The organism is uncultured Capnocytophaga sp., assembly GCF_938029845.1.
Taxonomy (GTDB): Bacteria; Bacteroidota; Bacteroidia; order Flavobacteriales; family Flavobacteriaceae; genus Capnocytophaga.
The window spans coordinates 16,015-41,862 of sequence record NZ_CALHGG010000168.1 but is presented as its reverse complement, the minus strand read 5'-3'; the positions used below and the strand labels follow the sequence as shown (position 1 = coordinate 41,862).

General features: G+C 49.8%; 20 protein-coding genes and 1 pseudogene. 3 read left to right on the top strand and 18 right to left on the bottom strand.

The genetic code is table 11. From position 1 onward, the window contains the following. Positions 1 to 9 precede the first annotated feature (9 nt). From Q0625_RS12860 to Q0625_RS12820, 9 genes are all read right to left on the bottom strand, one after another. Complete coding sequence (locus Q0625_RS12860; protein ID WP_298828052.1) at positions 10 to 306, bottom strand: hypothetical protein; 297 nt, start codon at positions 304 to 306, stop codon at positions 10 to 12. Positions 307 to 394: 88 nt separating this feature from the next. Beyond that, positions 395 to 1,858 carry a Fic family protein gene (locus tag Q0625_RS12855; RefSeq protein WP_007366521.1) on the bottom strand — a complete coding sequence of 488 codons (1,464 nt, stop codon included), beginning with the start codon at positions 1,856 to 1,858 and terminating at the stop codon, positions 395 to 397. Positions 1,859 to 2,008: 150 nt separating this feature from the next. Then, positions 2,009 to 2,626, bottom strand: coding sequence for an RteC domain-containing protein (locus Q0625_RS12850; protein WP_007366522.1), 618 nt, complete (start codon positions 2,624 to 2,626; stop codon positions 2,009 to 2,011). 211 nt (positions 2,627 to 2,837) lie between these two features. Further along, a complete protein-coding gene (locus Q0625_RS12845; protein WP_007366523.1) occupies positions 2,838 to 3,251 on the bottom strand; it encodes a dihydrofolate reductase family protein in 414 nt (137 codons plus the stop codon). A 281-nt stretch (positions 3,252 to 3,532) separates the two neighbouring features. Continuing rightward, positions 3,533 to 4,855, bottom strand: a complete 1,323-nt coding sequence (locus Q0625_RS12840) for a sigma-54 dependent transcriptional regulator (protein WP_007366524.1) — start codon at positions 4,853 to 4,855, stop codon at positions 3,533 to 3,535. Continuing rightward, a complete protein-coding gene (locus tag Q0625_RS12835; protein ID WP_007366525.1) occupies positions 4,848 to 7,166 on the bottom strand; it encodes an ATP-binding protein in 2,319 nt (772 codons plus the stop codon). Before Q0625_RS12835 ends, Q0625_RS12840 begins: the two co-directional genes overlap by 8 nt. Next, entirely contained in the window at positions 7,166 to 9,091 is a 1,926-nt protein-coding gene (tet, locus tag Q0625_RS12830; RefSeq protein WP_298828047.1) for a tetracycline resistance ribosomal protection protein, read from the bottom strand. The genes Q0625_RS12835 and tet overlap by 1 nt, the downstream gene beginning before the upstream one ends. A 263-nt stretch (positions 9,092 to 9,354) precedes the next feature. Continuing rightward, positions 9,355 to 10,212 (bottom strand): GNAT family N-acetyltransferase, encoded by an 858-nt coding sequence (locus Q0625_RS12825; protein ID WP_007366527.1) that lies wholly within the window; start codon positions 10,210 to 10,212, stop codon positions 9,355 to 9,357. Between the two features lie 11 nt (positions 10,213 to 10,223). Further along, the gene (locus tag Q0625_RS12820) at positions 10,224 to 10,601 is read right to left on the bottom strand and encodes a nuclear transport factor 2 family protein (protein WP_007366528.1); all 378 of its coding nucleotides are present in this window, start codon (positions 10,599 to 10,601) and stop codon (positions 10,224 to 10,226) included. Between the two features lie 87 nt (positions 10,602 to 10,688). On the opposite strand from Q0625_RS12820, the gene Q0625_RS14965 reads away from it, so the two are divergent. Then, the gene (locus Q0625_RS14965; RefSeq protein WP_007366529.1) at positions 10,689 to 10,997 is read left to right on the top strand and encodes a DUF418 domain-containing protein; all 309 of its coding nucleotides are present in this window, start codon (positions 10,689 to 10,691) and stop codon (positions 10,995 to 10,997) included. Positions 10,998 to 11,184: 187 nt separating this feature from the next. On the opposite strand, the gene Q0625_RS12815 is transcribed toward Q0625_RS14965, so the two are convergent. The 6 genes from Q0625_RS12815 to Q0625_RS12790 all read right to left on the bottom strand — a co-directional run bounded on the left by Q0625_RS12815 (position 11,185) and on the right by Q0625_RS12790 (position 22,187). Next, positions 11,185 to 17,049 carry an N-6 DNA methylase gene (locus Q0625_RS12815; RefSeq protein ID WP_007366530.1) on the bottom strand — a complete coding sequence of 1,955 codons (5,865 nt, stop codon included), beginning with the start codon at positions 17,047 to 17,049 and terminating at the stop codon, positions 11,185 to 11,187. Then, complete coding sequence (locus tag Q0625_RS12810; protein ID WP_007366531.1) at positions 17,039 to 17,491, bottom strand: DUF1896 domain-containing protein; 453 nt, start codon at positions 17,489 to 17,491, stop codon at positions 17,039 to 17,041. Before Q0625_RS12810 ends, Q0625_RS12815 begins: the two co-directional genes overlap by 11 nt. Before the next feature lie 238 nt (positions 17,492 to 17,729). Next, entirely contained in the window at positions 17,730 to 19,820 is a 2,091-nt protein-coding gene (locus Q0625_RS12805) for a type IA DNA topoisomerase (RefSeq protein ID WP_007366532.1), read from the bottom strand. Between the two features lie 59 nt (positions 19,821 to 19,879). After that, complete coding sequence (locus tag Q0625_RS12800) at positions 19,880 to 21,457, bottom strand: DUF3945 domain-containing protein (RefSeq protein ID WP_007366533.1); 1,578 nt, start codon at positions 21,455 to 21,457, stop codon at positions 19,880 to 19,882. Positions 21,458 to 21,476: 19 nt separating this feature from the next. After that, a complete protein-coding gene (locus tag Q0625_RS12795) occupies positions 21,477 to 21,827 on the bottom strand; it encodes a helix-turn-helix domain-containing protein (protein ID WP_007366534.1) in 351 nt (116 codons plus the stop codon). 3 nt (positions 21,828 to 21,830) lie between these two features. Beyond that, on the bottom strand, positions 21,831 to 22,187 hold the full coding sequence (locus tag Q0625_RS12790; protein WP_028899572.1) for a helix-turn-helix domain-containing protein: 357 nt from the start codon (positions 22,185 to 22,187) through the stop codon (positions 21,831 to 21,833). A gap of 280 nt (positions 22,188 to 22,467) precedes the next feature. Here Q0625_RS12790 and Q0625_RS12785 point away from each other — a divergent pair, with 280 nt between their 5' ends. Then, positions 22,468 to 22,767: a helix-turn-helix domain-containing protein gene (locus Q0625_RS12785; RefSeq protein ID WP_021311504.1), complete on the top strand. Its 300-nt coding sequence runs from the start codon at positions 22,468 to 22,470 to the stop codon at positions 22,765 to 22,767. Positions 22,768 to 22,806: 39 nt separating this feature from the next. Beyond that, positions 22,807 to 23,112: a helix-turn-helix domain-containing protein gene (locus Q0625_RS12780; RefSeq protein WP_014224629.1), complete on the top strand. Its 306-nt coding sequence runs from the start codon at positions 22,807 to 22,809 to the stop codon at positions 23,110 to 23,112. A gap of 91 nt (positions 23,113 to 23,203) precedes the next feature. Here Q0625_RS12780 and Q0625_RS12775 read toward each other — a convergent pair whose 3' ends face one another. The 3 genes and pseudogenes from Q0625_RS12775 to Q0625_RS12765 form a co-directional block, all read right to left on the bottom strand. After that, the gene (locus Q0625_RS12775) at positions 23,204 to 23,566 is read right to left on the bottom strand and encodes a hypothetical protein (protein WP_007366538.1); all 363 of its coding nucleotides are present in this window, start codon (positions 23,564 to 23,566) and stop codon (positions 23,204 to 23,206) included. A 13-nt stretch (positions 23,567 to 23,579) separates the two neighbouring features. Continuing rightward, positions 23,580 to 24,815 carry a site-specific integrase gene (locus Q0625_RS12770; protein WP_007366539.1) on the bottom strand — a complete coding sequence of 412 codons (1,236 nt, stop codon included), beginning with the start codon at positions 24,813 to 24,815 and terminating at the stop codon, positions 23,580 to 23,582. Positions 24,816 to 25,594: 779 nt separating this feature from the next. Next, a pseudogene (locus Q0625_RS12765) lies at positions 25,595 to 25,825 on the bottom strand (CRISPR-associated endonuclease Cas1); the annotation flags it as partial. Positions 25,826 to 25,848: the final 23 nt, after the last annotated feature.

Sequence of the window (25,848 nt, the reverse complement as noted above, 5' to 3'; positions counted from 1 at the left end):
GACGACCGGTTACGGATTTTTATTTTCAGATTGGAGATGCTTGTTGATGGTGGTAATGACAAGCATGAGCAGATAGTTTTTCAGTTCTGTATCATCTTTTAGTAGTATGCTGTATTCTTCGGCGAAGATTCTCAACAGTCGGATTCTGAGTTTCGACATTTCCTCACCGAAAGGTATCTGCCGGTTTTCTTTCCAATACTCTATTGTTATAGAAGACGCCAACCATTTGAACTCCGCTTTCATTTCCTTGCGGAGTTTCTTGAAACGGGTTTGCTCGGTGACAGGCGGGTCATTGTATGGCATCATATCAACCGGGTCATAAATGGATATGCAACCGATGCCGTAATCCATGATTACAGGCAAGTCTGCATCTGAATCTTTCTTATGTTTCTTCTTAGCCATCCTTCCTGTTGCCTTTTGACAAAATGATTTTTCCAGCTTCAGTAAGCCTGTATTTTTGGTTGCGGTGCTTGGGATTTTCCGGATGGGTTTGTTCGACAAGTCCCTCTCTCAATGCAGGATTTAGGTAACTGGTAAGGAAATTATCACGTCCCCTCAAAGATAAACGCTCCATGATTTCTTTCAACGGCAAAATATCATTTCCCAAAGCTGATACAAGCGACATTACTTGTCCTGCTACTTGTCCTGCTACTTGTCCTGTTTCTTGTCCTGTTTCTTGTCCTGCCACCTTATATCTGAAGACAAGTTTCACTTCATTGGTTGTTATTTGATATTCAGGCTCCGGCAAATTAACCTTTTGACATTCTTCTATTATGAGATTTATGCCGCGTCCCCAGCTCTCCAATACTTTTCGCACATAAAGCGTGTCTGCAATTAAAGGATTATGGGGCTTTGAACCATGTTCGGATTTGATTTTATTCATATCCCATTCGGACGGAAACGAACCGGGATTCTCTATTTCAACACGGTCATCATAGATGGCTATGGCTACCGAACCTCCAATATCACGGTAACTCCTGTGACATAGGGAGTTGATTACAGCTTCTCGTATAGCCTTATGCGGTATTTCCAAATGTTCCTCACGCTCCAATGCGTCCGTTGTTCCGGATAATGAAAGATGTCTGAACACAAAAGCCATTGCCTCGTCAAGCAGATGGAACAAGTTCCCGTGTACCCGTTTGTTGTCTATAAATACGGTTTTGTCTGTACCTCTGAATCGGGCAAGTCGCAGCAAGTTCTGCGGATAATGTACCAGTTTCTTTTTGGCGAACAATACGGCGGCTGCATTTTTAAGTACACCGCCTTCAAGAAGATTCAGTTTTTCAAGTATGATAGGAACTTCGTCACCTGTCGATTCGGGTAAACGTCCGTACTCTATTCCTAAACGTACCGTCTTGTGGATTTCCTCTTCATCCAAATCCGTAATCTTCAAATCGGTATTCGGGTAGGTTTCCCAGCTATGCCAGACTTTTTCATGCTGCAAAAGAAGTTCATTATACTTTGATTGTGGCATCGTTGTGGTCGCACTTTCCACCCGCATATATGGTCTTCCTTTATAGCAGAACGGACGGTTGAGCCTTGAATCTTCAACACGAAAAACAATTACTTTCTTCTCACTGTCCGGCAGCGGTGCATAAGATATTTGTACCATTGCCACAGGCTCCAACCGGTTGATCGCGTCCGCTATATCCCTCTTGGTCTTGTCGCTCACGTCTTGTCCGATGATTTTTTCCTTGTCGGTAACACCGAACAATACCGTGCCGCCTTCTCCGTTAAGGAAAGCGCAAAGCGTTTCCATGCCACGCTCCAACTGTCCGGTGGTTTCCTTGAACTCCACCCGTCCGCATTCTTTTTCGGCTATCAGCCGTTTTACTATGTCGAGGTTGTCTATGCTCATATACAATTCTGTAAGGTGGGTACAAAGATAGTGCTTTTCGCTGGTTTTCGGGCGAATAGATAACGAAATGTATCTGCACGGCAGGTACAAAACCTACAAAAAATCAGAGAGTGGCATAACGTCACCCCCTGATTCATCATTGGTACAGGATTATTTTCTCAAACGTTCCATTTCCTCGTCGCGGAGCATCTTCTCGTTCAGTTTCTCCTGCATCCTGTCAAGGAAGTAGGTGCGGCTTTCGTTCTTCCGTCGTTTGATGTCGATATAGAAGCGGTAGCAGTCCTTTGATTCGACACCGAAAATCTTGTAGAGGAGCGGGGCGAGCTGTTTGAGCGGCATGTTGCCGTTATTGATGCAGCCCATCTCGTTGATGCCGTAGATAAGTTCCACGAGGTCGATGGCGTTGCCCGTCCATTGCAGGGGTGAGGCGGGATTTTCGGTTGTGTTGTCGGAGGATGTACGGATGGGGATTAGTGGTGACACTTGGGGAGCGGCAAGGAACTTCTGCATCTTCCTAACGAAAGAGAGTGCCTTGCTGATGTAGGCTGCAACCTCCCTCTTTTCTTCGGGAAGATTGCGCACGGGATGGTGCTGCAACTCGATTTCAATGTAAGCCAGCGCGATGATGGTGCGGGTGGTGTCCACATTGCCGTTGCATAGTTCGATCACTTGCGTGGCGAAAGCCGTGTATGCCGTTTCCATATTGCAGTCCCCGGCTTCGTTTATACGGCGGAAGAACTCTGTTTCCGTCAATAAGAAATAATTCATGTCCTGTCAATTTTGAAATTTTACACTCTGTTTTTTCGGTATGCGCACATGAATATGATTGGCAAAAAGCGTGTCCATAAAATAAAAAATCCGGCACGCTCTCTGCAAGGTGCTGGATTTCAGAGTGATAATTTCGCGATTTATTTATCTGAAAGGAATTGTATTCAGCTTAAAGTGTTCATTTACTGAACATTCGTCCATTTTATGGACATCAAACGCACGCTTTATAGATATGGCGGACCACTCCGTTGCGGTACACCTTCTGTGAGGTCAGCGTCCATTGTTCCTGCGGCAAGGCGGATTGGAAGAAACGCTTTCCCGTTCCGGCAATGAAAGGAATCGTGTAAAGTATGATTTCATCCACCACACGCATACGCAGCAGCCCGTTGATGTAGTCCGCTTTTTCAGGAGTGACTTCCGCCAGATAGCAGATGTCTGTTGTGGATTTCCGCCATTCGTCAAGCATGGAGATGGAATAATCCGGTGTGATATGATAAAGGGCGTTTTCCCTTATCTCATTGATGCCGCAATCTTCAAGGCGCAGTTCCTTATACGCTTTGCAATATAACTCGGAGCTTTGACAACCGTCTATCGTGAGGACGGCAAGAATCTGTACTTTACCCATTATCGTTTCCTTTCGTTGGGCAAGGGCAAAAAAGTAGCGTGCAAATCACACTACTTTCAAGCGACGGCTCTGGTAAAGCCTTTTACGGAGAGTACGTGAATGCACGCTATGCGTAGGCATAGCATAAGCATCACGCAATCGTCTCCGTAGTGTCAATTTACCAGATTTTCGCTCGAAACGCCTTGCGGTCTTATGTTATATATAGGCGGCAAAAGGCTCTGCCAGTCGCCGTTACCTTCTAATATGTCATGCAAAGATAGCCATTTTCAGCGAATTGCGGGCTATGGTTGCTCAAATTTATACTTCAATCCATATTCTTCCAGTTTATTATAGAGTGTTGTCCTGCCTATTCCAAGCAATTCGGCAGCAACCTTCCGGTTCCCGCCAGCCTGCTTCAAAGCACGTATAATCCGCTCTTTATCTTCCTCTTCGTTGCGTAGGGAGAAGCCGACAACAGAGGTTGTTTCGGTTATTCCAAGTTCCAGATGCTCTTTCGTGACAAGTCCCGTCTGAGCCTGCAACACCGCACCCATGATTTTCTGCCGAAGTTCGCGCACGTTACCCGGCCATGAATGGATCAGTAACACTTTCCGCGCTTCGGAACTGAAGCCACTAACATTGCATTCCAATTCCTTATTGGCAATCTCACGGAAGAACTCCGCCAGCGGCATGATGTCCTCCTGACAGTCACGTAAGGGCAGAACGGTTATCTCGAAGTCATGTAGGCGGTATAACAAATCCTGTCGGAAACGCTTTTCATTGACCGCCTTTTCCAGATCCTCGTTGGTGGCGGCGATGATGCGGACGTTGAAACTGCGGTCGGACTTGTCGCCAACGGGACGGAACCGCCGTTCCTGTATGGCACGGAGTAACATCTGTTGGGTTTCCGGTGCGAGATTACCCACTTCATCCAAAAACAATGTGCCGCCTTCCGCCTCGTGGAAATAGCCTTTCTTTGTGTTTTCAGCACCAGTGAACGCTCCTTTAACGTGTCCGAAGAACGCCGATGGCGCAAGTTCTTTGGTGAGTGAGCCGCAGTCCACCGCCACGAAAGGCTTGCCTGAACGCTTGCTTTTATCGTGCAGTAGATGGGCAATATGCTCTTTGCCAGTACCGTTCTCCCCGAATATCAGTACGCTCATGTCGGTAGGAGCTACCAGCCTTATCCGGTGCATGATTTTCTGAAAGGCTGAACCGTCACGGGCAAATACGGGCATGCGGCTTCGCCCGATATTCCGCTCTTTCAGTATGGTGCGGAGCAAAGGCACGAGTTTGTCCTCCACGAGTTGCTTGGGTATGTAGTCCAGCGAACCGAGTTTCATGCTTTCAACCGCCGTATGTACTTCGGCATAGTCGGTCATGATGATGAACGGCTGCGTCATGCCTTCTTTGCGCATCCAGCGCAATAGGTCGATGCCGTCACCGTCAGGCAAACGCAAATCAGAAACTACTATATCATTGTCAGCGGCTTGTTGCAGAAGTTTCTTCGCTGTCGAGAGGTGGAAAGCCTGCACGGTACGGAATTTCTCCCGTGCCAGCAGGTTGCAGACAAACTCGCAATATACGATGTTGTCCTCCACCACGATGATTTTTGTTTTATCCATTTTCGTATTTTCTCCTTTCTTCTTTTGCCAGCCGGATTATCTCCGAACCCTTATCCAATACGGCAGTCACGGCGTTGTTCAATGCTTCATAATCGGGAACGGCACTCCCATGAAGCTGTTTATAAAGTTCCCTTAATGGTTGGTCGGCACGCAGTATCTCCCACGAACTACGTAGGTGGTGTGTCAGGGCGTCCAGTTCTTGAAAGTCTTTCCGTTGTTCCCCATCCCTGACCGACTGCATTTCCTTTTCGGTTTCCGCTATCAGTTTATCCAACATGACGGATTCATTGCCGTAAGACAGTAGGGAGGAGAAATCAGGCTTTTCATTTTGTTTACCTTTCATGGCGCACTTGTCGGAAACTTCCATCAGCTCCGATATGGAAAACGGCTTGAGAAGGCAATCAGAAAATCCACGTTCTAAAAGTTCCTCTCTGTTGCAACTGCCCGAAGCGGTTGTTACAATAATCGGAATGATCCTTGAATTGCCCACATTGGAGGTGCGTAGCAGTTCCAACAGCTCGAAGCCGTTTATATCCGGCATATTCAAATCGGTCAGAAGCAGACTGTATTCTTTCCGGCGTATCATTTCCATCAGTTCCGCCGCATTGGTACAGGTATCGCAATGTATCCCTTCTTGTGCATACATTTCTTTCAGCATTAGGAGAAGTACCTTGTCATTGTCGATGGCAACAATATCATGGAGTGTTCGGTTATGATGAATCTGTGTTTTATTTATCCGTTCCGGCAATTCCTCGGCTGACTGCATGGGTATCTCCACCGTGAAACGGCTGCCCTTGCCTTTCTCGCTCTTCAGCTGGATTGTGCCGCCGAGCATTGTCACAATGCGCTGAACAATGGAAAGACCTAATCCGAAGCCGTCCTTTGCGGCAGCGTTTGACAAACGTTCAAACGCACCGAACACACGTTGCTGTTCCTCTTCGGTCATACCCGAACCCGTATCTTTGACGATAAGTTTCAGCATACCGTTATCATACCCCATTGTCAGAGAAACGGCACCGTTCTCAGTGAACTTGATGGCGTTTGACAGCAGGTTATTTCCAATTTGTAGAATGCGTTCCTTATCGGTCAGTACAACAGCATCCGTGTGATTCGTCACAGTAAGAGCAAGTCCCTTGTTTATGGCAATTGGCATAAACTCTGATTCGAGCGTATGCGCTATTGATGAAATCCTACACGTGGAGAAATTAGGTTGTTCCTTGCCGTCGTCCAGCCGGAAGAAACTCAGAAGAGTATTAAGCATTTCACGCATACGGTCGGAGGATTGCTGAATATTTCGGATATACATCCCGGTTTTATCCGCATTGAAGTTTTTTTGTATCAGTCCGGCATAGCCCGTTATTGCAGTCAGCGGTGTGCGTAATTCATGGGTAATGGTATGTACGGCTTTCTTGCGGGAGGTTATCAGTGCCTCGTTTCGCTTTGCCATTTGTTGCAGTCGCTCGATTAAATCTGCGGTTTCCTGTTTATATCGCTTGATGCGGTTGGCATTTCGGTGTATGATGATATATGATATGACCAGTAGCAGTATAACGAACCCTGTCAAGCCCCCAATCTGAATGAACGACCGTTCCCGCATGGCTGTTATCTCGGCTTCCCGCTTTTGTAGGTCAGTTTGTACTTTCCCGTCTATTTGAACAACCAGTCCTTGCAGTTGCCTGTTAAGTTCCGCATTTCGTGCGGCAAGGCTATCGGCATGAACCGATAAGCGGCGGCTTTGCGCCTGTTGTTCGGTTCTCATATTCCGGTTAAAGGAACGGTGCATCGTGGTAGTCACAGTTGGTTTCGCTTCTTCCTTTTTGCCGAAGATGCCCAAGAAACCTTTGCGCTTGGACTTCTTGGGCTGTTCCTGCACACTCTTCTGCACGATTACAGGTACTTGACTGGTTATCTTATCGTTGATGGCTTGTTGTTGTTCAAGTATTTGAACGATTTGGCACATCTGCCGTTCCTTATCTTCGAGAAGATGGCGTACGCTGTCTATACGCTCTGCCGGATAGGTAGCTTTGAAACGGCAGAGCATACTATCCATTGCCATACGCTGTGCATGGTAATGTTCGATATCTTTATCGTTCCATTCCAGTATTGTTTCACCAAATAGAGAAAATTTTATCATTTGAATATTGATATTGTTTATCTCTTTTCGGAACTCGTCTATTTTTTTATTGTCAAGTTCTAATGCTTCTATCTCCTGCCATTCATAGAAGCTATTATATGCTATACATCCGATAAGAACGGAGATAAGTATATACCCCAACCGTATTGTCTTATAGAAATTCCTGGATCGTTCCATTATTTTGATGATACTGATTTTTCAAACATGAATAAAAGTTTATCCTTTTCTTCCATACGGGTATTATCAGAATAACCGCCTTTTGTTATTTGATACCCACACGGCTTAACCATAAAAGTGCCTAAGCCTTTAGTGTATGAACTTACTTCTGAAGCATAGTCTTTACTTGTATTTAATGGAACTTTCCCTTCAATAAGACACCACTCTTTATTACAACTGATACCTTTAATCTCAGACATCATTTTTTGCAGATCTGTAATAGCTTTGGAACTTGCTACTTGTGGTATCTGTAACTCAAAATAGAGCATCGGTTCGAGAATATCCACTCCTGATTGTTGCAAAGCCAACCTGAAGACATAAGGAGACAATTGTCTAAAATCGGCAGGGGTACTTATCGGACTATAATAAAGGGCATAAGTAAAGGTTACTTTCAAATCCGTCACTTCCCATCCATGCAATCCCGATTGGCAAGACATACGGATTCCTTCAAAAACGGCATTTTGAAAAGAATGGTTCAGATAACCAAAGGAGATTTCACTTTCGATTTGCACCCCTGACCCTATCGGTAAAGGTTCCAGAGTCAGTCCTATTGAGGCCCAGTAAGGGTTGGGAGGGACTTCGATATGGATAATCTTATTCACCTTCTTTTTAGGTCGTTCTTTGTAGATAGTCTTGATTTCATCAAAATGGGTCTTTACGGAGAATCGTTCTTCCAGCAATGTTTGTATGATTTCTTTTTGGGTTAAACCATATAACGAGATTTCCAATTCATCACTATATGAATTTATGGAAAAGGACAGAGACGGGTCTTCAATAAACAATACATTTAGAGCGGATATCAACTTGCTTCTCTCTTCGGGCTTGTCTGGTCGGACAGAAGATTTGAGGGCGGGATGCTGATGAGATAATCCTTGAATCAGACAAGGTTTAACACCTAAATAATCTCCGATTCTTAATTCTTCTATATCTTCTATAATTGCGATATCATTAGCAACCACTTCATCAACATTTATCTCTTTGCCCTGATAAATGGTTTTTAGATTTTTAATCTTGATGAATTTTTCCGAATCGTTGATTCTTACAACGTCTCGAAGTCTCAGACTTCCGTCAATAATTTTTAGAAAACTTCTTTTATGCCCTTTGGGGTCATGTTCTATTTTATAAAGATAAGCTGAAAGTCTATTTGGGACTGATGCCGGAGGAAATATAAAAGAAATGATGGCGTCTAACAACTCATTGATGCCAATATTGCACATTGCTGATCCATGCAAGACCGGATAGGCTTTGGCTTTTGCCACAAGAGCGATTATCGCATTCCAATAATCTGCCGGTAAGATTTCTTTATCCGCCAAATATAGTTCTAATATATCGTCGTCATGGTTGCATACAAATTCTTTGTGTTCTGCCCTTATATCTGTTGAGGTGCAAATCGGGTAAACTACTCCATCGACAACCGTTTGCATAAACAAGACGTCTTGCGACAGATTTGTTTTTATGTCCAGATATAAACGCTCAAGATTTACGCCGGCACGATCAATCTTATTGATAAATATAATTGTCGGGATTTGCAGTTTTTGCAAAGTCTTGAACAGCAACTTTGTTTGTGCTTGTATGCCTTCCTTTGCCGATAATATGAGGACTGCTCCATCAAGCATTTTGAATGTCCGCTCCACCTCTGCAATAAAATCCATGTGTCCCGGAGTGTCAATGATATTGCATTTCACACCATTCCAAACAATAGATGTCGTAGAAGCCCGAATAGTAATTCCTCTACGTTTTTCTATATCCATAGAGTCTGTTATGGTGTCACCTTTATCAACACTGCCGCGCTTTTCCGTTGCTCCGCAGGCAAATAGCAGATTTTCGGTTACGGAAGTTTTTCCTGCATCAATGTGAGCAAGAATTCCTAAATTTATAATGTTCATTGTTCATTTGATTAAGCAATAATATACTACAATAGATGCATTGCCGAAACGCACCTTTTAATACCTCCTCGTAGCATGTGGAAAACTACAGGATTCTTAACTCGTATTAATATGTATATTATTACTGCCGCATAATTGAACGCAAATTTACGAAAAAAAAGTTCCCTGACAAAAGCACAAAGAACTTTTTTAATCTATACGTATTTTTATTTGGTATTATTAATTTGTTATTTGATGATGAGGGCTATTCATATAAATGTAGGTTAAATTTTTCTGACCATTTCAAACTGTTGTCCTTTTGGGGTAAGTCCTAATGATGACAAGAAACCAGTGACTGATTCACAATCGCAATCAACATTAGTAAATTTGAGTACATCGCTTTGAAAATGACTGACAGCACTTTTAAGCAAGGACTTGCCTATTCCTTTACGCCGGTAATCTTTTGCAACTGCGAGGGATGAAATATCGCCTGATGCCGGTTCAAAGATAACAAATCCGACAAGTTCTTCTCTTTCATAAGCTCCCAATATGTCCAAATTGTCGATTCCGCGTTCCAGTGAAGCCCTGTCATTTTGCCATGAAGGATGAAAATCGAACCAGGCCGTTTGGTTAAGGCAGTTTTTTAAATCCGATGGGAGTATGCGACATGCAGTATGGTTTACTTGCAATACAGGAACAATATCGCTCAGTTTGGCAGAGTAGTAGTTGAAATTTCTCTGTGTTTCAAAGCCTAATTTGCGATATATTTTTATTGCTTTGTGATTGTGTTGCAAAACTTCCAGTACATATTGCCGAACTCCTTGTTGATATATCAATTCGAGGCTGAAAGTGAATATTTTTTGGGTTAGGTGTAATCCCCGGAATGAAGGTACGGTTCCCGTCCCTGTGTCATAAGCCGTCAAGATGTTGTTGTACATGCCTGTTCCGTTAAACACAAAAGAAATCAGCCGTCCTTCGAAAAATGCTCCGAAAGATAGTTGTGGATTGTATCCTCGTCGGTCGAGCATGCGTCGCAATTCATCCGCATTCAAAGAGAAATCATAATCTTTGAATGCGGATGAGAATGCCGCATACAAATCTTTGAAAGAAACGGACTCTAAAGAATGAATGATGATTCCCATATCGGACGGTGTTATGTGTTTGGATTTTTATCACTATTCTCTACGGTTAAACCGTGCTGTTTGAGAAAGCTGAGCTTATCCCAATAACCTCTTTGGAAAACGATTTTATCGTTTTGCACATGGAAGAATCCGCATCCTCGCAACCCGAGCGGATCTTTCCATTCCATGATAGCCCATTCTCCATCCTCGAATATATGCTCAACAATACAAACCATTTTTGAGGTTGCAAATTCATTTACAAACATTTTATGGATAGCTGTTTTTCCTATAACCGGGGTGTTTGCGACTTGATGGTTTATGGCATCCTGAGCGTATAAGTTTGCCAAAGCGACTGCATCGGCGGCGTTGAAGCAGTCAATCCATTCTTGTAGTATCTCTTTTGGCGTCATATTTTTCGTATCTTTTATTCTTTAATATTTAATTGTTGCTTTTTCCTCTATAAGTTAGAATTAGATATTTTTCTAATTCCTTTTGAAATGATCATCAAAAACAAAATTAGTATTTTTTTCTGTTTTACTGATGATTCTGTAGAAATATTCTCGTTCATATTATTGTGTCATAAGGAACGTGTCAAAAAAGCGGTTTCCACATTACAGCTTTATGGTAAAATGAGTTTAACCAACTACATAACGCAATCTGTTGTCGGTACTGTTATCTATTTCCCATTCGTATTCTATTTAGCCCCTTATTGTGGGTATGCAGCAAGTTATCTTATCGAATTCACTCTCTTTGGGAGTCAAATATGGTTGTGCAAATGGTGGCTGACAAAACATAAACAAGGTTAGTTGGAATATTTTTTGGTATAATGTTTATAAACATAAATCAAGAAAGAATAAATAAATTTAATAGAGGCTGCCCAAAAAGAAAGAAATCCTTACAATCACTCTTCTACAGATACTTGCAGAGGGGATAAGATTTACTTTTAGACCTTTTGGATAGCCCCTATTAATATTTTATATAAAATTCATAATTTTAAATTTTTATCCCTTTCGATCGGTTTTCATCCTTAAACTGAAAACCCGGACGCCCGATAATGATATGATTGGCAATGAAATTGCCAGACGGACTTCGTTTATCCATCGGGCTGCGTATCGGTGGTGCATCATCGGTTTGTTGTGGCGATATGCTCCGTACACCTTCCGAAACAGGCTTGACCTCCTGTCCGTCGTTCTCCTTTTCGGCGACATCGGGTGTAGGCGGCGCAAGCTCTAACTGTATTTTGCGGTCAAGCGCGGCAAGTTCGGACTTCAACTGTTTCAGTTCGTCCTCCTTTTTCCATACCTTACTTGCTATCTCCTGCAACTGTGGGACTTCCTTTTCCAGCACCTCGTTCTTTCCCTTATACTGGTCGATGATGGACGGAATCCTCTCCAATGCGTTCAGGAAATTACGTGCGGCGGCTACCGGATCAGCCATCGCCAGATGCCCGTTATTGTAAGTGTACTTGTAGTTTCCCTCCACCACGAAACGGTTGTCGGTAAACTCCAGCCCCTCTTTGAGTATTCTCTCGCTGACCACCTTTATCGGAAAACCGTAAAGTTCCCCGACAGGCTTGTACAAACCGCCCGTCGTGGCGTTCTTGGCGATTTCCTGCAAACGCTTTCCGATAACCTTTTCATCGGTAGAATCCACACCGTCCACCTTGACAGCATTCTGGCGATTGCCCTCCTTATCGGTCTTGACAACGGAAAGAAAGCGGTTCCAATCTTCCGTCATGGCTTCGATTACCGCCGTATTGTTGCGCAGTTCCCCCGTCTTGGCTTCCAGCTTGAACTCCGAATCGCGCTTGCCCTTGTTGAACGACTTGCGTTCCCCTTCGAGCGAGGCGATACGCTTTTCCAGTTTCGCCTTGTCCAAAAGGTCGGTATTGCCGGAGAGCAACGCCATGTACTCCGAGAAGTTCATGCCCGATTTCTCGTCCATAGCCCCCTCGTCGATGGTACGCGCGCCCATCGCCCCGCTTTTGAGCTGCGAGATGAATGTCTGCTTGCAGTGCAGCAGGTTGAACTTGTAGCTGTCCAGCGACTTTTCCACAGCGTAGATGATGACATCCACGTTGTTCCCGGCAAAATGCTTGGCAATCTCGTTGCCTGCCCTGACTCCCCGTCCGTCACGCTGTTGTAGGTCGGACGGACGCCACGGCGTATCCAAATGATGGATTGCGACACACCGTTTCTGCGCGTTCACACCCGTTCCGAGCATGGAGGTGGAGCCGAACAGCACGCGCACCGTTCCGGCGTTCATGGCGTCTATCACCCCCTTGCGTGCCTTGTCGGTCTTGCACTCCTGAATGAAGCGCACCTCGCCTGCCGGGATGCCGTAGTCCTCCGTCAGTTTCCGCTTTATCTCGCTGTACACGTTCCACCCGTCGCCCGGCTGGTACGTTCCCAGATCCGAGAACACGAACTGCGTGCCTTTCTGCGCGTCATACCTGTGGTAATACTCCGCAATCGTCTTGGCGCAGTGCGAAGCCTTGTTGTCGGGGTGGTCTTCGTAATGCGGGTCTATCATGCGCATATCGAGAGCCATCTTGCGGGCGTAGTCGGTGGCGATAAGCATCTTCGCCTTCTCCTCCGTTTCCGACAGGGGTGGTCTGCCCAGCAGCGTGGCGTCACCCGTCTTGGCGAACTGCATCAGCTTTTGGATGAAGTCCTCCTGCTCCGGCGTCGGCGGTATGTGGTGCAGTATCTCGTTCTTGTGCGGACGGTCCACGCCCACGTCCTCCGCCGTGCGGTAGTCGGTTATCTCGTTGTAGAAGGCGGCAAGCTCCGGCACTTTGATGAAGTAGCGGAAACGCTCCTTCTGCACCACGTTGTTCGTCACGTTGAACTCGAAGTCGGTCGTCTTCTTGGCAAAGATAGCCGCCCAAGCGTCAAAGCAACGAATATCCTGCCGTTCCAGTTCCTTAGGGCGAAGGTACTTGAAGAGCAGGTACAGCTCCGTCAGCGAGTTGCTGATGGTCGTACCGGACAGGAACGTAGCCCCCAAGTCCTTGCCCGTGCGTTCCTGTATGGTACGTATGGCAAAGAGCATGTTCAGGGCTTTCTGGCTTCCTTCCGAGTTTCCCAATCCCGCCACACGGTCGTGCCGCGTGTTGAAAGTCAGGTTCTTGAATTGATGGCTCTCGTCAATGAAGATATGGTCGATGCCCATCTGCTTGAAGTCCACCACATCATCCGTGCGCGATTGGATGGCATGTTCCACCTTCTCCAACTTCGCTTCAAGGTTGTGCTTGCGCTTTTCCAGCCCTTTCAGCATCGCCCTCGACACGTTCTTGCCCTGTTGCCGCAGGACTTCGAGATTTTCCTCCACCGTGTCAAGCTCCGCTTGCAGGATGCGCTGCTGCAACTCCGGCGACTGCGGAATCTTGCCGAACTGGTCGTGCGACATGATGACGCAATCGTAGTCGTTGTTCTTGATGTTGTTGAAGAAACGCACGCGGTTGGCGGTCGAGAAGTCCTTCTCCGAGGCATAGAGAATCCGCGCGTTGGGATATGCCGCCTGATAGGTGGCGGCAATCTCCGCGACATTGGCTTTCAGCCCGATAATCATCGGTTTGTGCGCCAAGTTCAGGCGCTTCATCTCATGCGCTGCAATACACATTATCAGCGTTTTACCGGTTCCCACCTCGTGGTCACAAATGCCACCGCCATTCTGTTTGAGCATCCAGACGCAATCCATCTGTGACGGATAGACGCTCTTGATACCCCGGCTTGCCAGCCCTTTGAGGTTGAGGTCGGGAAATGTCTGGTGAGAGCCGTCATACTTTGGGCGCACGAAACAGTTGAACTTGCGGTTGTACATCGTCGTCAGCCGTTCCTTGAACTGCGGCGACTGCTCTTCCAGCCATTCCGAGAACCCGTTGCGGATTTCATCAATCTTGGCGTTGGCGAGCTGTATGCCCTCGCTGTCACGCACCTTGATGTCATTGCCATGCTCGTCCTTACCGATGGATTTCATCATGTCCGGGCAGGTGTTGTGCAGGGCGTGTTTCAACAGGTGCATGCCGTCATAGTTCCGGTAATAGCCCTTCACTAAAAACTCGTCCGTGATTTTCATGGTGCGGCAGCCGCACGCCACCGAAAACTCATCCATGCTTGCGGAGTAGGCGATTTTCACGTCCGTGTCGAAAAGATGGCTCATATAGGCGGCATACACGCCCGTCGGAATCCAGCGTTCCCCGAAATTGAAGTCGAGGTCCTCAAAGGCGATGCGCGGCGGCTCGGCTTCTTTCAGAGCCTCCAACGCCTGCTTCACTTCCGGCATACGTCCGTTTTCGGGGTTGTCGCCCATCCATGCCTCGATGCGCTCCGCCTTTTCTATCACATTCCCGGCGATGAACCTGTCCTTTATCTCGTAACCGGTTACGAGCGGGTTGTAGAAGATGCGTCCTTTGAGGGCGTCAAGCAATCCCTCCTCCGTGCTGTCGGTTATCTCCCGCATATAGTCGAGATTGACCGTGCCGAACTTGTTGAGCGACGCGGAGAGTGCCTCTTCGGGAGAGCTTACGTTGGCATGGCTCTCCACAGAGAAGGAAACGGGACGCTCGAAAATGTCCGCCTTGACGAACCTGCCGTCCTCCGCCCGTTCCAGCGAAAGGATGTCGCGTCCGGCGACATCCATCATCAACAGTTTCACGTTATGCTTGGCATTGAGGTTGCCGTAGCGCATGACAAACTCATCGTAGCAGGTGTTCAACGCTCCGCGTTGCGCAGACCCTTCATCGTGATACTCCGCCTCGTAGCGGTAAAGCCGCTCGTATGCGTCACGGAGTGACACATACAACATCGCTTTCTCCTTCTGGTAGCCGGTCAGGTCAAGCGGTTGGAATGTCGCGCCGTAAGGCGTGAGGCCCTTCAAATAACCGAGATTGCGTGAAGCATCCAGTACCATAGAGCCGTCACGGTAGTGCGGCTCCAGCATACCGTTGAACGGACGGGGAGAAAGGTCGAGAGGTTCCTCCTTCGGCTTTTCCGTTTCAAATTCAGGGAAAAGGGAAGTTGTTGTCTCACTTGCGTTATTGTCCGTAACGGGAACGGTTGCGACTTCCGTCTGTGCTTCGGGGCGTTTTGTCGCTTCCTTTTCCGGCATGTCAATGGCGGGAGCGGCTTTCACCGCCGTCCCGTCCACCCGTTGCTTCTCCTGATGCTGTGCCGCCAGCCTGCGAAGTTCCTTGCGTCGCTCCGGCGTGAGGTCCATCATCATTTCATAGAAACCGTTGATGGGCGGATTGGTGTCCCAATCCAAAGAGGCGTAAATATCATCCAGATCGCCTTTGGCTGCGAAACTCACCGGCTTTGTTTCATGGCTGTCCCTCTTCTCCGTCAGTGGTGCAACAGACGGCTGTGGCGGTGCAGTCGTAACCTTCGGCGTAACCTGCGCCTGCGGTTTGGGAGGCATACGCCTTGCCGGGCTTTCCTTTTTCGCCGTCTTTTTCTTCTTGGCGGGGGCTTCCTGCTTGCGTACTTCCTCGGTCATGCCCCAGAGGTCGAGCAGGGAGAGCTGCACGCCCTCCGAATAATCGGGGCGGCGCGGCTCTATCTCCGACTTTTCTTCCTCCGGCTGCGGTGTTGCCGCTTCGGGCTTCGCTGCCATTTCATGACGTGGCTGTATCTCAGGAGTGACAACCGGTGTGGAAATGGTTTCTGTTACCGTGCTTTTCCCCTGTGCCGGATGCAGGCTGTGCATTTCATACAGCTTTTTGTCCAACTTATACAGCTCAATATCCATATGTTCCCGCAAATCCTCCGCCATTTGCCCGATGCCGTCCCGGTGCATGACTTTATAGGCTGGTTTCCCGTAAGGGTCTGTGCCGCTTATCAGATCCGAGTGGGGAATCATGCCGATGCTGCCGACATACCCGTTCTGGAAACTGCCTATCGGTGTCTTTTCCGTCTGCACGAACAACTCTTCATAATCGTACAGCTCCCGTTTCTTGCCGCTGTTCTTTTGCAGGATAATCAGGTCGCTGCCCACTTCCGTACCCGCGTTGTCCGTGAAGAGGTTGTTCGGCAGGCGTGCGACTCCCACCAGATTGGCATTACGCATCATATACTCGCGTATGGGCGCGTTGGACGGTGCGTCCAGTACCCCTTGAGAGGTGATGAACGCCACGATGCCGCCCTCACGCACCGCGTCAAGGCTTTTCAGGAAGAAGTAGTTGTGTATTGCCTTCGGTGCGGAACGCCTTGCCGGGTCTTGGCTTCCTGTAAATTCCGGGTCGAACACAGCCACGTCGCCGAACGGGATGTTCGAGATGGCAAGGTCGAAATAGTCCGTGAAGGGCTTCTCTATCTTCTCGAATCCCTGCACCCTTACCTTTTGGTCGGGATGCAGGTGTCCCAATATCTTGCCCGTCATCAGGTCTTTCTCGAAAGCCATGATGTCCGCGTCCGGCTTGTTTTCCAGCACGGCATCCACGAATGCGCCCACGCCCGCCGACGGCTCCAGCACACGGTCGGGACGTATGCCGTGTTCATGCAGAGCCTCCGCAATCGTGCCGGTTATCTCCGGCGGGGTGTAGAAAGCGGTCAGCACGGACTGCTTCATGGCATCCACGTACCGCTTGTACTCCGTATCGTCCTTGCTGTTTTCACGCACCAGCCTGTGCAGTTCTACCGTAGGGGTAAACAGTTCGAGGTCCGATTTCGCCCAATGCACGGCATCCGTCAGTTCCTTTGCAGGATTCAGTATGCACTTCAACCCGCCGAAACCGCAATACTTCCGAAGTATGGCTTGTTCCTCGGCGGTTGCCGTCCTCCGTTCCCTGTCAAGGATGAATGCCGTCCGTATCGCCTCGATGTTGTCCCGCAGCCGTTGTTTGCGGTTAAACGCCATATTCCCCGATATAAAGGACGGCGGCTCCCGTCAGCTCCGTGTAGAGCAGGTCGTATTCGGGCGACAGGGCGAAATTGTCGTCCGAAAGGTCATAGGCGGAGAATACGTTGCCGACCGGCGGCAGCAACTTTCGGATGAAGGCTTCGCGTTTCTTTCCCGGCACTTCGTCGGCAAACTCGTTTTCCACGACTTCGCGGAGGATGGCGTACTTGGAATAGCGAAGCCCCCGCAGGAGCGTGTCCATCGCCAACTCCTGCGCCCCTTCGGGCGGATAGCCTTCGAGCCGCGCACGCTCATACGTTTCGGCGGCACGGTCGGCACGCTCCCGGATGAAGGCATCGTCGGAAGCCTGTTCAAACCTGTTCGTGCGGAGGTAGTCCAGCAGGTACAGACCGTAATAGGAAAAGTCGGTCTGACCCTCGTTTTTCTTCTTGTTGTTCATTACTTTGGAATTTAGTGGATTGATAATGACGGGGATAGTCGTCTGAAAAGGAGAAAGAAAAGGCACTCGGTATCCCTCCGAGTGCCACCACTAAATCCAAAGTATGAGTGTAATCCGGTATCGAAGAACAATTCATTACTCTGAACAAGTGGCAAAGGTAGTGCAAATCGAAGACAATACGAAATAAACCCGTTTATTTCTATTGTTGAGGTGCAGCCTACTTTCTCAAAAGTTAATACTATTTCTTCCGTCCTGAAAATTTCCTGCTCGTGTTCCTTTCGGGGAACACGAAAGTCGTGTTATAGTCCCCGTCAAAGGCGACTATGGCGTCGAAGCTCTTGCCCTGCTTGCTCTTGAAGCCTTTGAGCAGCTTCGTATGCCCGTCGGTGAGCAGGTCTTTGATCTCGTCATCGGAAAGGGTGCGGTTCGCTTTCAGGCGGAACACGGGCAGCCCGCACTCCGCGTTGTCGCAGCGTACCACCTTGCCGTAGAACTGCATGCTGCCCGTCCCGCACTTGGGACACTTGCAGCCGGAATCCCTGCGGGCGAACAGTTTGTCGCACGAGAGCAGTTCGGAGGTGATTTCGCGTGTGTACGCCTCTATCTCCCTGCGGAAGGTTTCGGCGGGCATTTCCCCGCGCTCGATGCGTGCCAGATTCTTCTCCCATTCGCCCGTCATGGTTACGTCGGCGATGCGCATCGTCTTCACGACCGAATAGAGGGCAAGCCCTTTTTCAGTCGGCACAAGCGATTTCTTGCAGCGTTCCATGTAGCCGCGCTTGAAGAGCGTTTCGATAATCGCCGCACGGGTGGCGGGCGTGCCGATGCCGCAGTCCTTCAACGCCTGACGGAGTGCATCGTCCTCTATGTCCTTGCCCGCCGTTTCCATTGCCGACAACAGTGTCGCTTCTGTATGCAGCGGCTTGGGTTTGGTCTTTCCCTCCGTGATGGAGCAGCCTTTCAGCGTCAGCGTGTCGCCTTCCCGCCAATCGGGGATGGAGGTTTCTTCCTTGTCCTCCACGCTATAGACGGCACGCCATCCGGCTTGCCTGATGACGCTGCCTTTCACCGTGAACTCCACTCCGGCACACTCCGCCGTGACGGTGGCGGTGTCCTTGACGCATTTTTCGGAGAAAGCCTCGATCATGCGTCCGGCAACCATCTGATAGACGGTGCTGTCCTCTTTGGAGAGGAATAGTGGCTTCTCGCCCGTGACGAGCAGGGCGTGGTGGTCCGTCACCTTGCCGCCGTCCACGCTTCTGCGTGTCGGGACGCATTTCGGCTGCACCTTGCCTTTCCATTCGGGCAAAGCCCCGATGAAGGCGAGCAGCTTGGGGATTTCGGCGAACACGTCTTCGGGTATGTAGCGGCTTCCGGTTCGCGGATAGGTGATGAGCTTCTTCTCGTAAAGCTTCTGCGCGATTTCAAGCGTCTGTTCCGCCGTGAAGCCGTGCTTGGCGTTGGCTTCCTTCTGGAGCGTCGTCAGGTCGTACAGCAGCGGTGTTTCCTCCGTCTTCTCCTTGCGTTCGGCTTTCGTGACGGTGGCTGTGCCTGCCGACTTCACCTTATTATATAGTTCCGTCGCAGGCTCTTTCTCTTTCCACTTTTCGGAAGAGGAAAACTTCACCGTTCCTTCATCGCAGCCGTCCGTTGCGATATGGAGCTGCCAGAAGGCTTCGGGCGTGAAGCGGCGGTTCTCCCAATAGCGTGCGCACACCATCGCCAACGTGGGTGTCTGCACCCGCCCGATGGAGTACGTGCCGTGTCCGGCGGCGATGGAGAGTGCCTGCGTGCCGTTGATGCCCACGAGCCAGTCTGATTCGCTCCGCGCTTTGGCGGCAAGATAGAGGTTGTCGTATTTGCCGCCCGCTTCGAGGTTGCGCAGTCCCTCGCGGATAGCCTTGTCGGTAAGCGAGCTTATCCAGAGGCGGACGAACGGGGTGGTGCATCCGGTATAATGGTAGAGGTAGCGGAAGATAAGCTCACCCTCGCGCCCTGCATCGGTCGCCACGATGATCTGTTCGCTTTCCTTGAATAGCCGGGCAACGGTCTTGATCTGCGCCACCACGCCGCTGTCGGGCTTGTAGCCCTTCTCCGTCTTTACCTGACGGGGGACGAGCGTGAAGGTGTCGGGAATGACGGGCAGATTGTCACGGACGAAACCGCGTATGCCGTAGCCGTCGGGCATGGCAAGCTGCACAAGGTGTCCGAACGCCCAAGTCACGGCGTAGCCGCCTCCCTCGAAATATCCTTCCTCTCTCTTTGTCGCGCCCACGATACGGGCGATCTCACGTGCCACAGACGGCTTTTCTGCAATGATTGTCTTCATATTCTTCTGTCGTTTTGAATTTTACAAATGTTACTTCGGATTTAGTGGCGGACACGGGATTACATCTTCATGCCCTTGTTGTTTCTTTTCTGCTGCTGTTGCTGTGCGGTGTCCTTCGGGGCGGTCTGTCCCTTCCGCAACGGCTCTTTCAGGTTCTTGGTAGCCTCGTTGGTCTTGCCCTCGCTGTTCACCGCCACCTGCGTGCGGCTCTCGTTGGAAGGGGCGACCTTCTGCGCGTTGTCGGGGTTGGTGTCGTAGCGGTACGGGCGTCCCTTCTCCGGGTTGAACTTGATGTACATCGTGGCGTGGAAGCCCTGCTTGTCGGTCACGTTCTCTAATTTCACGGCTTTGCCAGCCACGTAGTCGGCTTTCTGCTGTTCGGTGAAGTCCACGCCGCTCCATTTGCTGATGGGGCGGATGCTGCCGTCGGCGTTCGTCCACGTGTTGCGGCGTTGCTCCTTGTTCGTGCCTCCGGCATTCTCCGTACCCTGCGCCTGTCCCTGTGCGGGGGTGTTCTTCGTTTCCTGCGTCCGGGCGGTACGGGGCGACCTGCCGGTTCCCGGCACGAACTCCACGCCGCGCTGCTCCACGTTCACTTGCAGGGTGGTGACGAACTTCCTGCCGTCCTTGCGCTCGATGAGCTTGTCGCGCACGGGCAGCCCGGCACGCAGCATGTCCTGCTCCTGCTTGGTGATTTCCGTCTTGCCGATGCGTTCCGGTATGCGCACCTTGTTCGTCGGGACATCCGTGATTTCGTTCGTCTTGCGGTCAATACTGACGAACGAGGGGATGATCTCGCCCGTTTCCCTGTCCACGAGGTCCACGACCCTGCCGAGGTTGCCTGTTTCGCGCAGGTTCTTCCGGTCGTCGTCGGAGAACTTGTGTTCCTTGTACTCGTCGAGCTTCTGCTCCTTGCGGATGAAGTGCGGCACAAGGCTGACATTGCCCTCGCCGTCCTTCTTGAAGGAGAGGCGGGCGTCCAGCTCGAAAGCCTCTCCGCCGAAATTGGGCGACACCCTCACCAAGTCGGACTTGCCGTAGTTGAGCATTCTGTTAAGGTCGCCCGACTTTTCAAGGTCGTCGCGCTTCACGCCCCATTTCTCCTCCAACTCCTGCCAGTTGATCTTGCTCTCGTCGATGGGCTGGTAGCCCCGGTTGCCCTGCGTCTGCTGCGGGCTTTCCTGATTCTGTTCGTTTTTCTGTTCCATCTCTTCCTGTTTTTTAGGTTCGTCATCTTGTTTCTGTTCCGGTTGTTCCTGCTTTTCGGCGGACTGCTCCTCCTGTACTTTCTTTTCGTAGCCGGAGGTGTCCACCTTGTGGGGCGCAAGCAGTTCCTTGTTGCCGTCGGGGTCTTTCAGCAAGTCCTTGATAACCTCCAGCAGCTTGTCGGCTTGGTCCGCCGCGACACGGTAGAAACCGAAGCGGCTGGGTTCCTTGCACTGCCGGAAGAAGTTCTTGAAGAAGTTGTCCAGCACGTCGCCGTGCCGGTCGAATTGCAGGAAACTCTGCGCGTTCTCCGCTTTCGCGGGGATGCGCTTGGGGGAGCCGTCGGCGTTCAGCCCGGCTACCACGCTGATTTCGCCCGTCTTCTCGTCACGGACAACCAGCACGTCCTTTTCGTCTTTTTTCTTTGCCATCTGAAAAATGTTTTAATGGTTATTTTTGAAAGAAATTATGGATACGGGCCTTGTAGAAGGCTATATCTTCCTTGCGGAAGTCCTTTACATGTTCGGAGAGGAACGTCAGCACGTCCGCCTCGCTGTAATAGGTCTTTTTGCCGAGCGTCTTGTAAGGCAGCGCGCCGATGCTGCGGTAGCGTTGCAGGGTGCGCTTGCTGATTTGGAGCAGCATGCACAGGTCTTGGTTGTCGAAAAGCCTGATCCCGTTCATCGGGTTCGGGGCTTTGCCGGACGGCTGCATGGAGAGCAGCATCTCGTCCTGACGGTCGAGCCGTTCCATCACCTTCTGCATCCAGTTCTCGAAATTGTTGCGGGTAAGCAGTTCCATGTCCTACGTCCTCCTTCCTTTGGGTCTGCCGCCCGTGCGCAGCGTGTGGTTGCGTTTCAGCTGTTCCGGTGTCGCGGCTTCGCCCGTGACGGTGCTGTCTTCGAGCAGGCGGTCTATTTCAGACTGCCGGTAGCGGCACTTGCCGCGCAGCACGACATAGGCGATGCGCTGTTCGCTGCGCATGCGCTGGAGGGTGCGGCAACTCACGTTCAGCAGGTGCGCCGCCTCGCGGGTGGTGAGCAGCCTGTCGGGGGATTCTTCCTTCCTACCGCCGGAAACGGCACGCACGTGTGCCGCTATCTCGGCTATCTGTTCCGTCAATGCGGTGAAGGCGGAACTTTCCATCGTTATCACTTTCATATTCAGTCCTTTCTTTTGGTTTATTTGCATGAACATAGGCTGCGCCTCGGCATACCGTTCAAGCGAGCTTGACGTGCTGCGCTCGGCTTGCGCTATGTTTCTGCGACAAAATTCGGCAATAAACCAAAGGGGCTTTAACAGCTCACTACGTGGCTCACGTAAGATTTTTACGGATAATGGCTCCGTAACCCGGACAGACGACGCAACAAGCTGCCTTTTAGTGGGAAACGGCACGTGTTCAAGGCGGCTTCGTTACCTTTGCGGCAAACTCTGAAATGTTTTGCTTATGGAAATAGTATCTATCGAGAAAAAGACCTTCGAGATGATGGTGGCGTCCTTCAACGCCCTCGCGGAGAAGGTAGCCGCCCTGAGGCGCAGGAGCGACGGCGGGCGGATGGAAAGGTGGCTCACGGGCGAGGAGGTCTGCGGGCAGTTGAGGATCAGCCCGCGCACGTTGCAGACCTTGCGTGACAGGCGGCTTATCGGCTACTCGCAGATTAACCGCAGGTTCTATTACAAGCCGGAGGAGGTCAAAAAGCTCATTCCGCTTGTCGGCACGCTCTATCCCTGCGGGAAATGATTTGATTTTTATTATTCACAACCCACTGAATCCGAAATGATGATGAACGAGAACAATGAAGTGTTTACAATGGAGGACGAGCCGCTTGCCTCCGTCGTGCAGAACATGCGCAAAGGCTCGAAATGGCTCTCCGCCTTTCTGGAAAGTTACCGCCCGCCGTTGGACGGGGAACGTTACCTGACGGACAGGGAGGTGGCGGAACTGCTCCGTGTCAGCCGCCGCACCTTGCAGGAGTACCGCAACAACAGGGTGCTGCCCTTTATCCTTTTGGGAGGGAAGGTGCTTTACCCCGAATCGGGGTTGCGTGAGCTGCTGGAGGCGAACTACCGCAAGCCGATGGAATAAGGCGGCTGCATGAAAAAAAAGGAAACGGGCAACTCCTTCACGGGGCTGTCCGTTTCCTTTTTATTCTTATTATTATATGTCTTCTGCGTTTTCAGCAATACCCGGCTTTTCCGTTCTGTATGAACATCACGTATGCCTGCCGCTTTTCCTTCGAGAGTGCTTTCTCTACCAGCCACGTGCGGAACACGTGTGCATGGTAGGTGTTCAGCCGGAAGGCAACGGGGATGATGATTTCAAGCGAGTAAACATCCGCGTGCAGCCCGTTTTCAAGCCGCATGTAGCGGCACACCTCGTAGTCGTTCAGCACGTCCGGCTTGCGGACGGCTCTGATGGCGGCGTTCACAGCCGGGACGCCCGTGTGGAACAGTCCGGCGATTTCTGTGGCGGTCATCCATATCTCGTTACCGGTTACGCTGACCGTGTTGTCCTCTATGATGATGGTTCCTCGTGTCATGGCTTCTCTGTTTTTAGATGGTGCAACATGAAAATTCCTCGATGCCGTTCAACCTTGCGGCAAGGTTCTCCATGTCTTGGTTGAGCTTCTCTTTGGTGATTTTCGCGTATATCTGCGTCGTCTTTATGCTCTTGTGTCCCAGCATGGAACTCACCGTTTCGATGGGTACGCCGTTGGAGAGGAACACCGTCGTGGCTGCCGTGTGGCGGCTCTGATGCCACGTGATATGCTTGGTGATACCGCAACGCTTGGCGACGGAACGGATTCCGGCAAGGCACGTGTTGTAGTGGGGAACGGGGAAAATCCTGCCGTTCCCGCACAGACCCCGGTATTTGTCGATGATGCGCTTTGCGATGTCGAGCAGGCGGATATTGGACACCACGCCCGTCTTCTGGCGGTTGATGTTTATCCACTCGTGTTCGTCGAAGTAGGTATGGATGTTCTCTTCCGTCAGGTTGCGCATGTCGGCGAACGACAAGCCCGTGAAGGCGCAGAACAGGTAGAGGTCGCGGTAAAGCTCCTGCTTGGCGTTTTTCAGCCTGCCCTCCATCAGCAGCCGGATTTCCTCTTTCGTCAGGAAACTGCGTGTCGTTTCCTCCTTCTTGATTTCATACTCCCGGAACGGGTCGCGTGTGAGCCACTCGTTGTTGATGGCGATGAACACCATCGTCCGCAAGGGGCAGACATACAGCCACACGGTATTGGTGCAGCAGTGCTTGTCCGTGCGTAGGAACATCTCGAAGTCGGAGATGAAAGCGGGCGTAAGCTCTTTCAGCGCGATGTCCTTCACGCGGTAGCGGATGGTGAGGAATTCTTGCAGGTGCTTGTAAACGGTCTTGTACTTCAGGAGCGTGCCTTTGGCTTTCATGCCAGCCTCCACCTGTTTCTCGTAGTCCTCGTTGTGCTGGCGGAACACCTGCATCAGCGTGTGGTAGCGGTGTTCCAGTCCGAGAAAGGCGTTCTTGACCTTCTCCGCCGTGACGAAATTGTCACGCTCCATGATTTCCTGATAATGTCTGTTGATGCGCACACGCATCTTGTCGAGCATGCGGTTCGTTTCGAGTGCCGCCGTGCTTCTGCCCGTGACACGTCCCCCTTTGGTGTCCCACAGCTTGGGATCGACGGTCAGTTTGCAACTGAACTGCGTCTGGCTGCCGTCCACCGTGATGCGTCCCATGACGGGTACTGTCCCGTCCTTTTTCACTACCTGACGTTTGAGGTAGTAGATTACTGAAAATGTACTCTTCATCGTCCTTAATTTTTTTAGGTTCAAAATTAGTCGGTGAAGAGTCCGTCGCCGGTACGCAAAACGGGGAGGAACGGCGCAATCTTTTTCCGTAACCGGATTTGTTGCGTGGGTTGTCAATAACTCACTAATCCTTAACGCCTTGTTTCGTTATCCGTGTCCGTTTGTCGCCTTTTCGGGCATGGTTACGGACAAGTAACGTAGCGGCGTCCTGATTTGGCTTTAGGGGTGATTGCGATGGCTTCACGAATAATCGGAAGCACAACTGAAACCCTTGTAACTCAATTCTATCACTATATCTTTCCGCATTTCACTTTTTTGTAGTAACTTTGTGATCTCAAACAACTCCGTACTTGTACCTTAAAAACCAAAAGCTGTTGTGAGTTGCTTTCAAATTCGTGACTTTGTGATCTCAAACAACACATTACCACTCTTCACGGAGGAGACTTTAATTGTGAGTTGCTTTCAAATTCGTAACTTTGTGATCTCAAACAATCTCAATCTTTAAAAGAAATTGATTGTCTGTTGGTTATCGCAAAAGTTCAAAAAGAAAAAACCTTCTCTTTTATTCTATCTTAGGAATAAAAAGGAAGGTTTTTCGCTTTCTAAAATTTAAAAAAGAGTGAGCTGAATACAATCTTTAGGTGGATCTTTCTTCGTCTGACAATAGAAGATCTCTATTCCTCCAAATTACTTGTCAGTAATAGTCAGTATGGCTACTTTCCTGTAAGGAGGTAACCATTGCTTGACACACTTGATATGTACCTCGGCATTCTCCTTGCCAAGGGGAGGTGCCGCTCATCACAGCTGATAAGGATTACATTGTTTTTCATCAGTTCCTGTATCAGCTGGTGGGAGAGAGTGATTTGGTAATGGTCAAGCATCAGTAGTCCTATATCTTCTATAGGAATACTACCTTTTTCTTCTTTACTTTCAGGGTCAGTAACCTTTAATTGTTTGTCTTTCAGCTTCAAATAAGCTGGGTTACCTATATAAATAGAACGGTATAACATAGCTTATATGATTCAATTGTTTA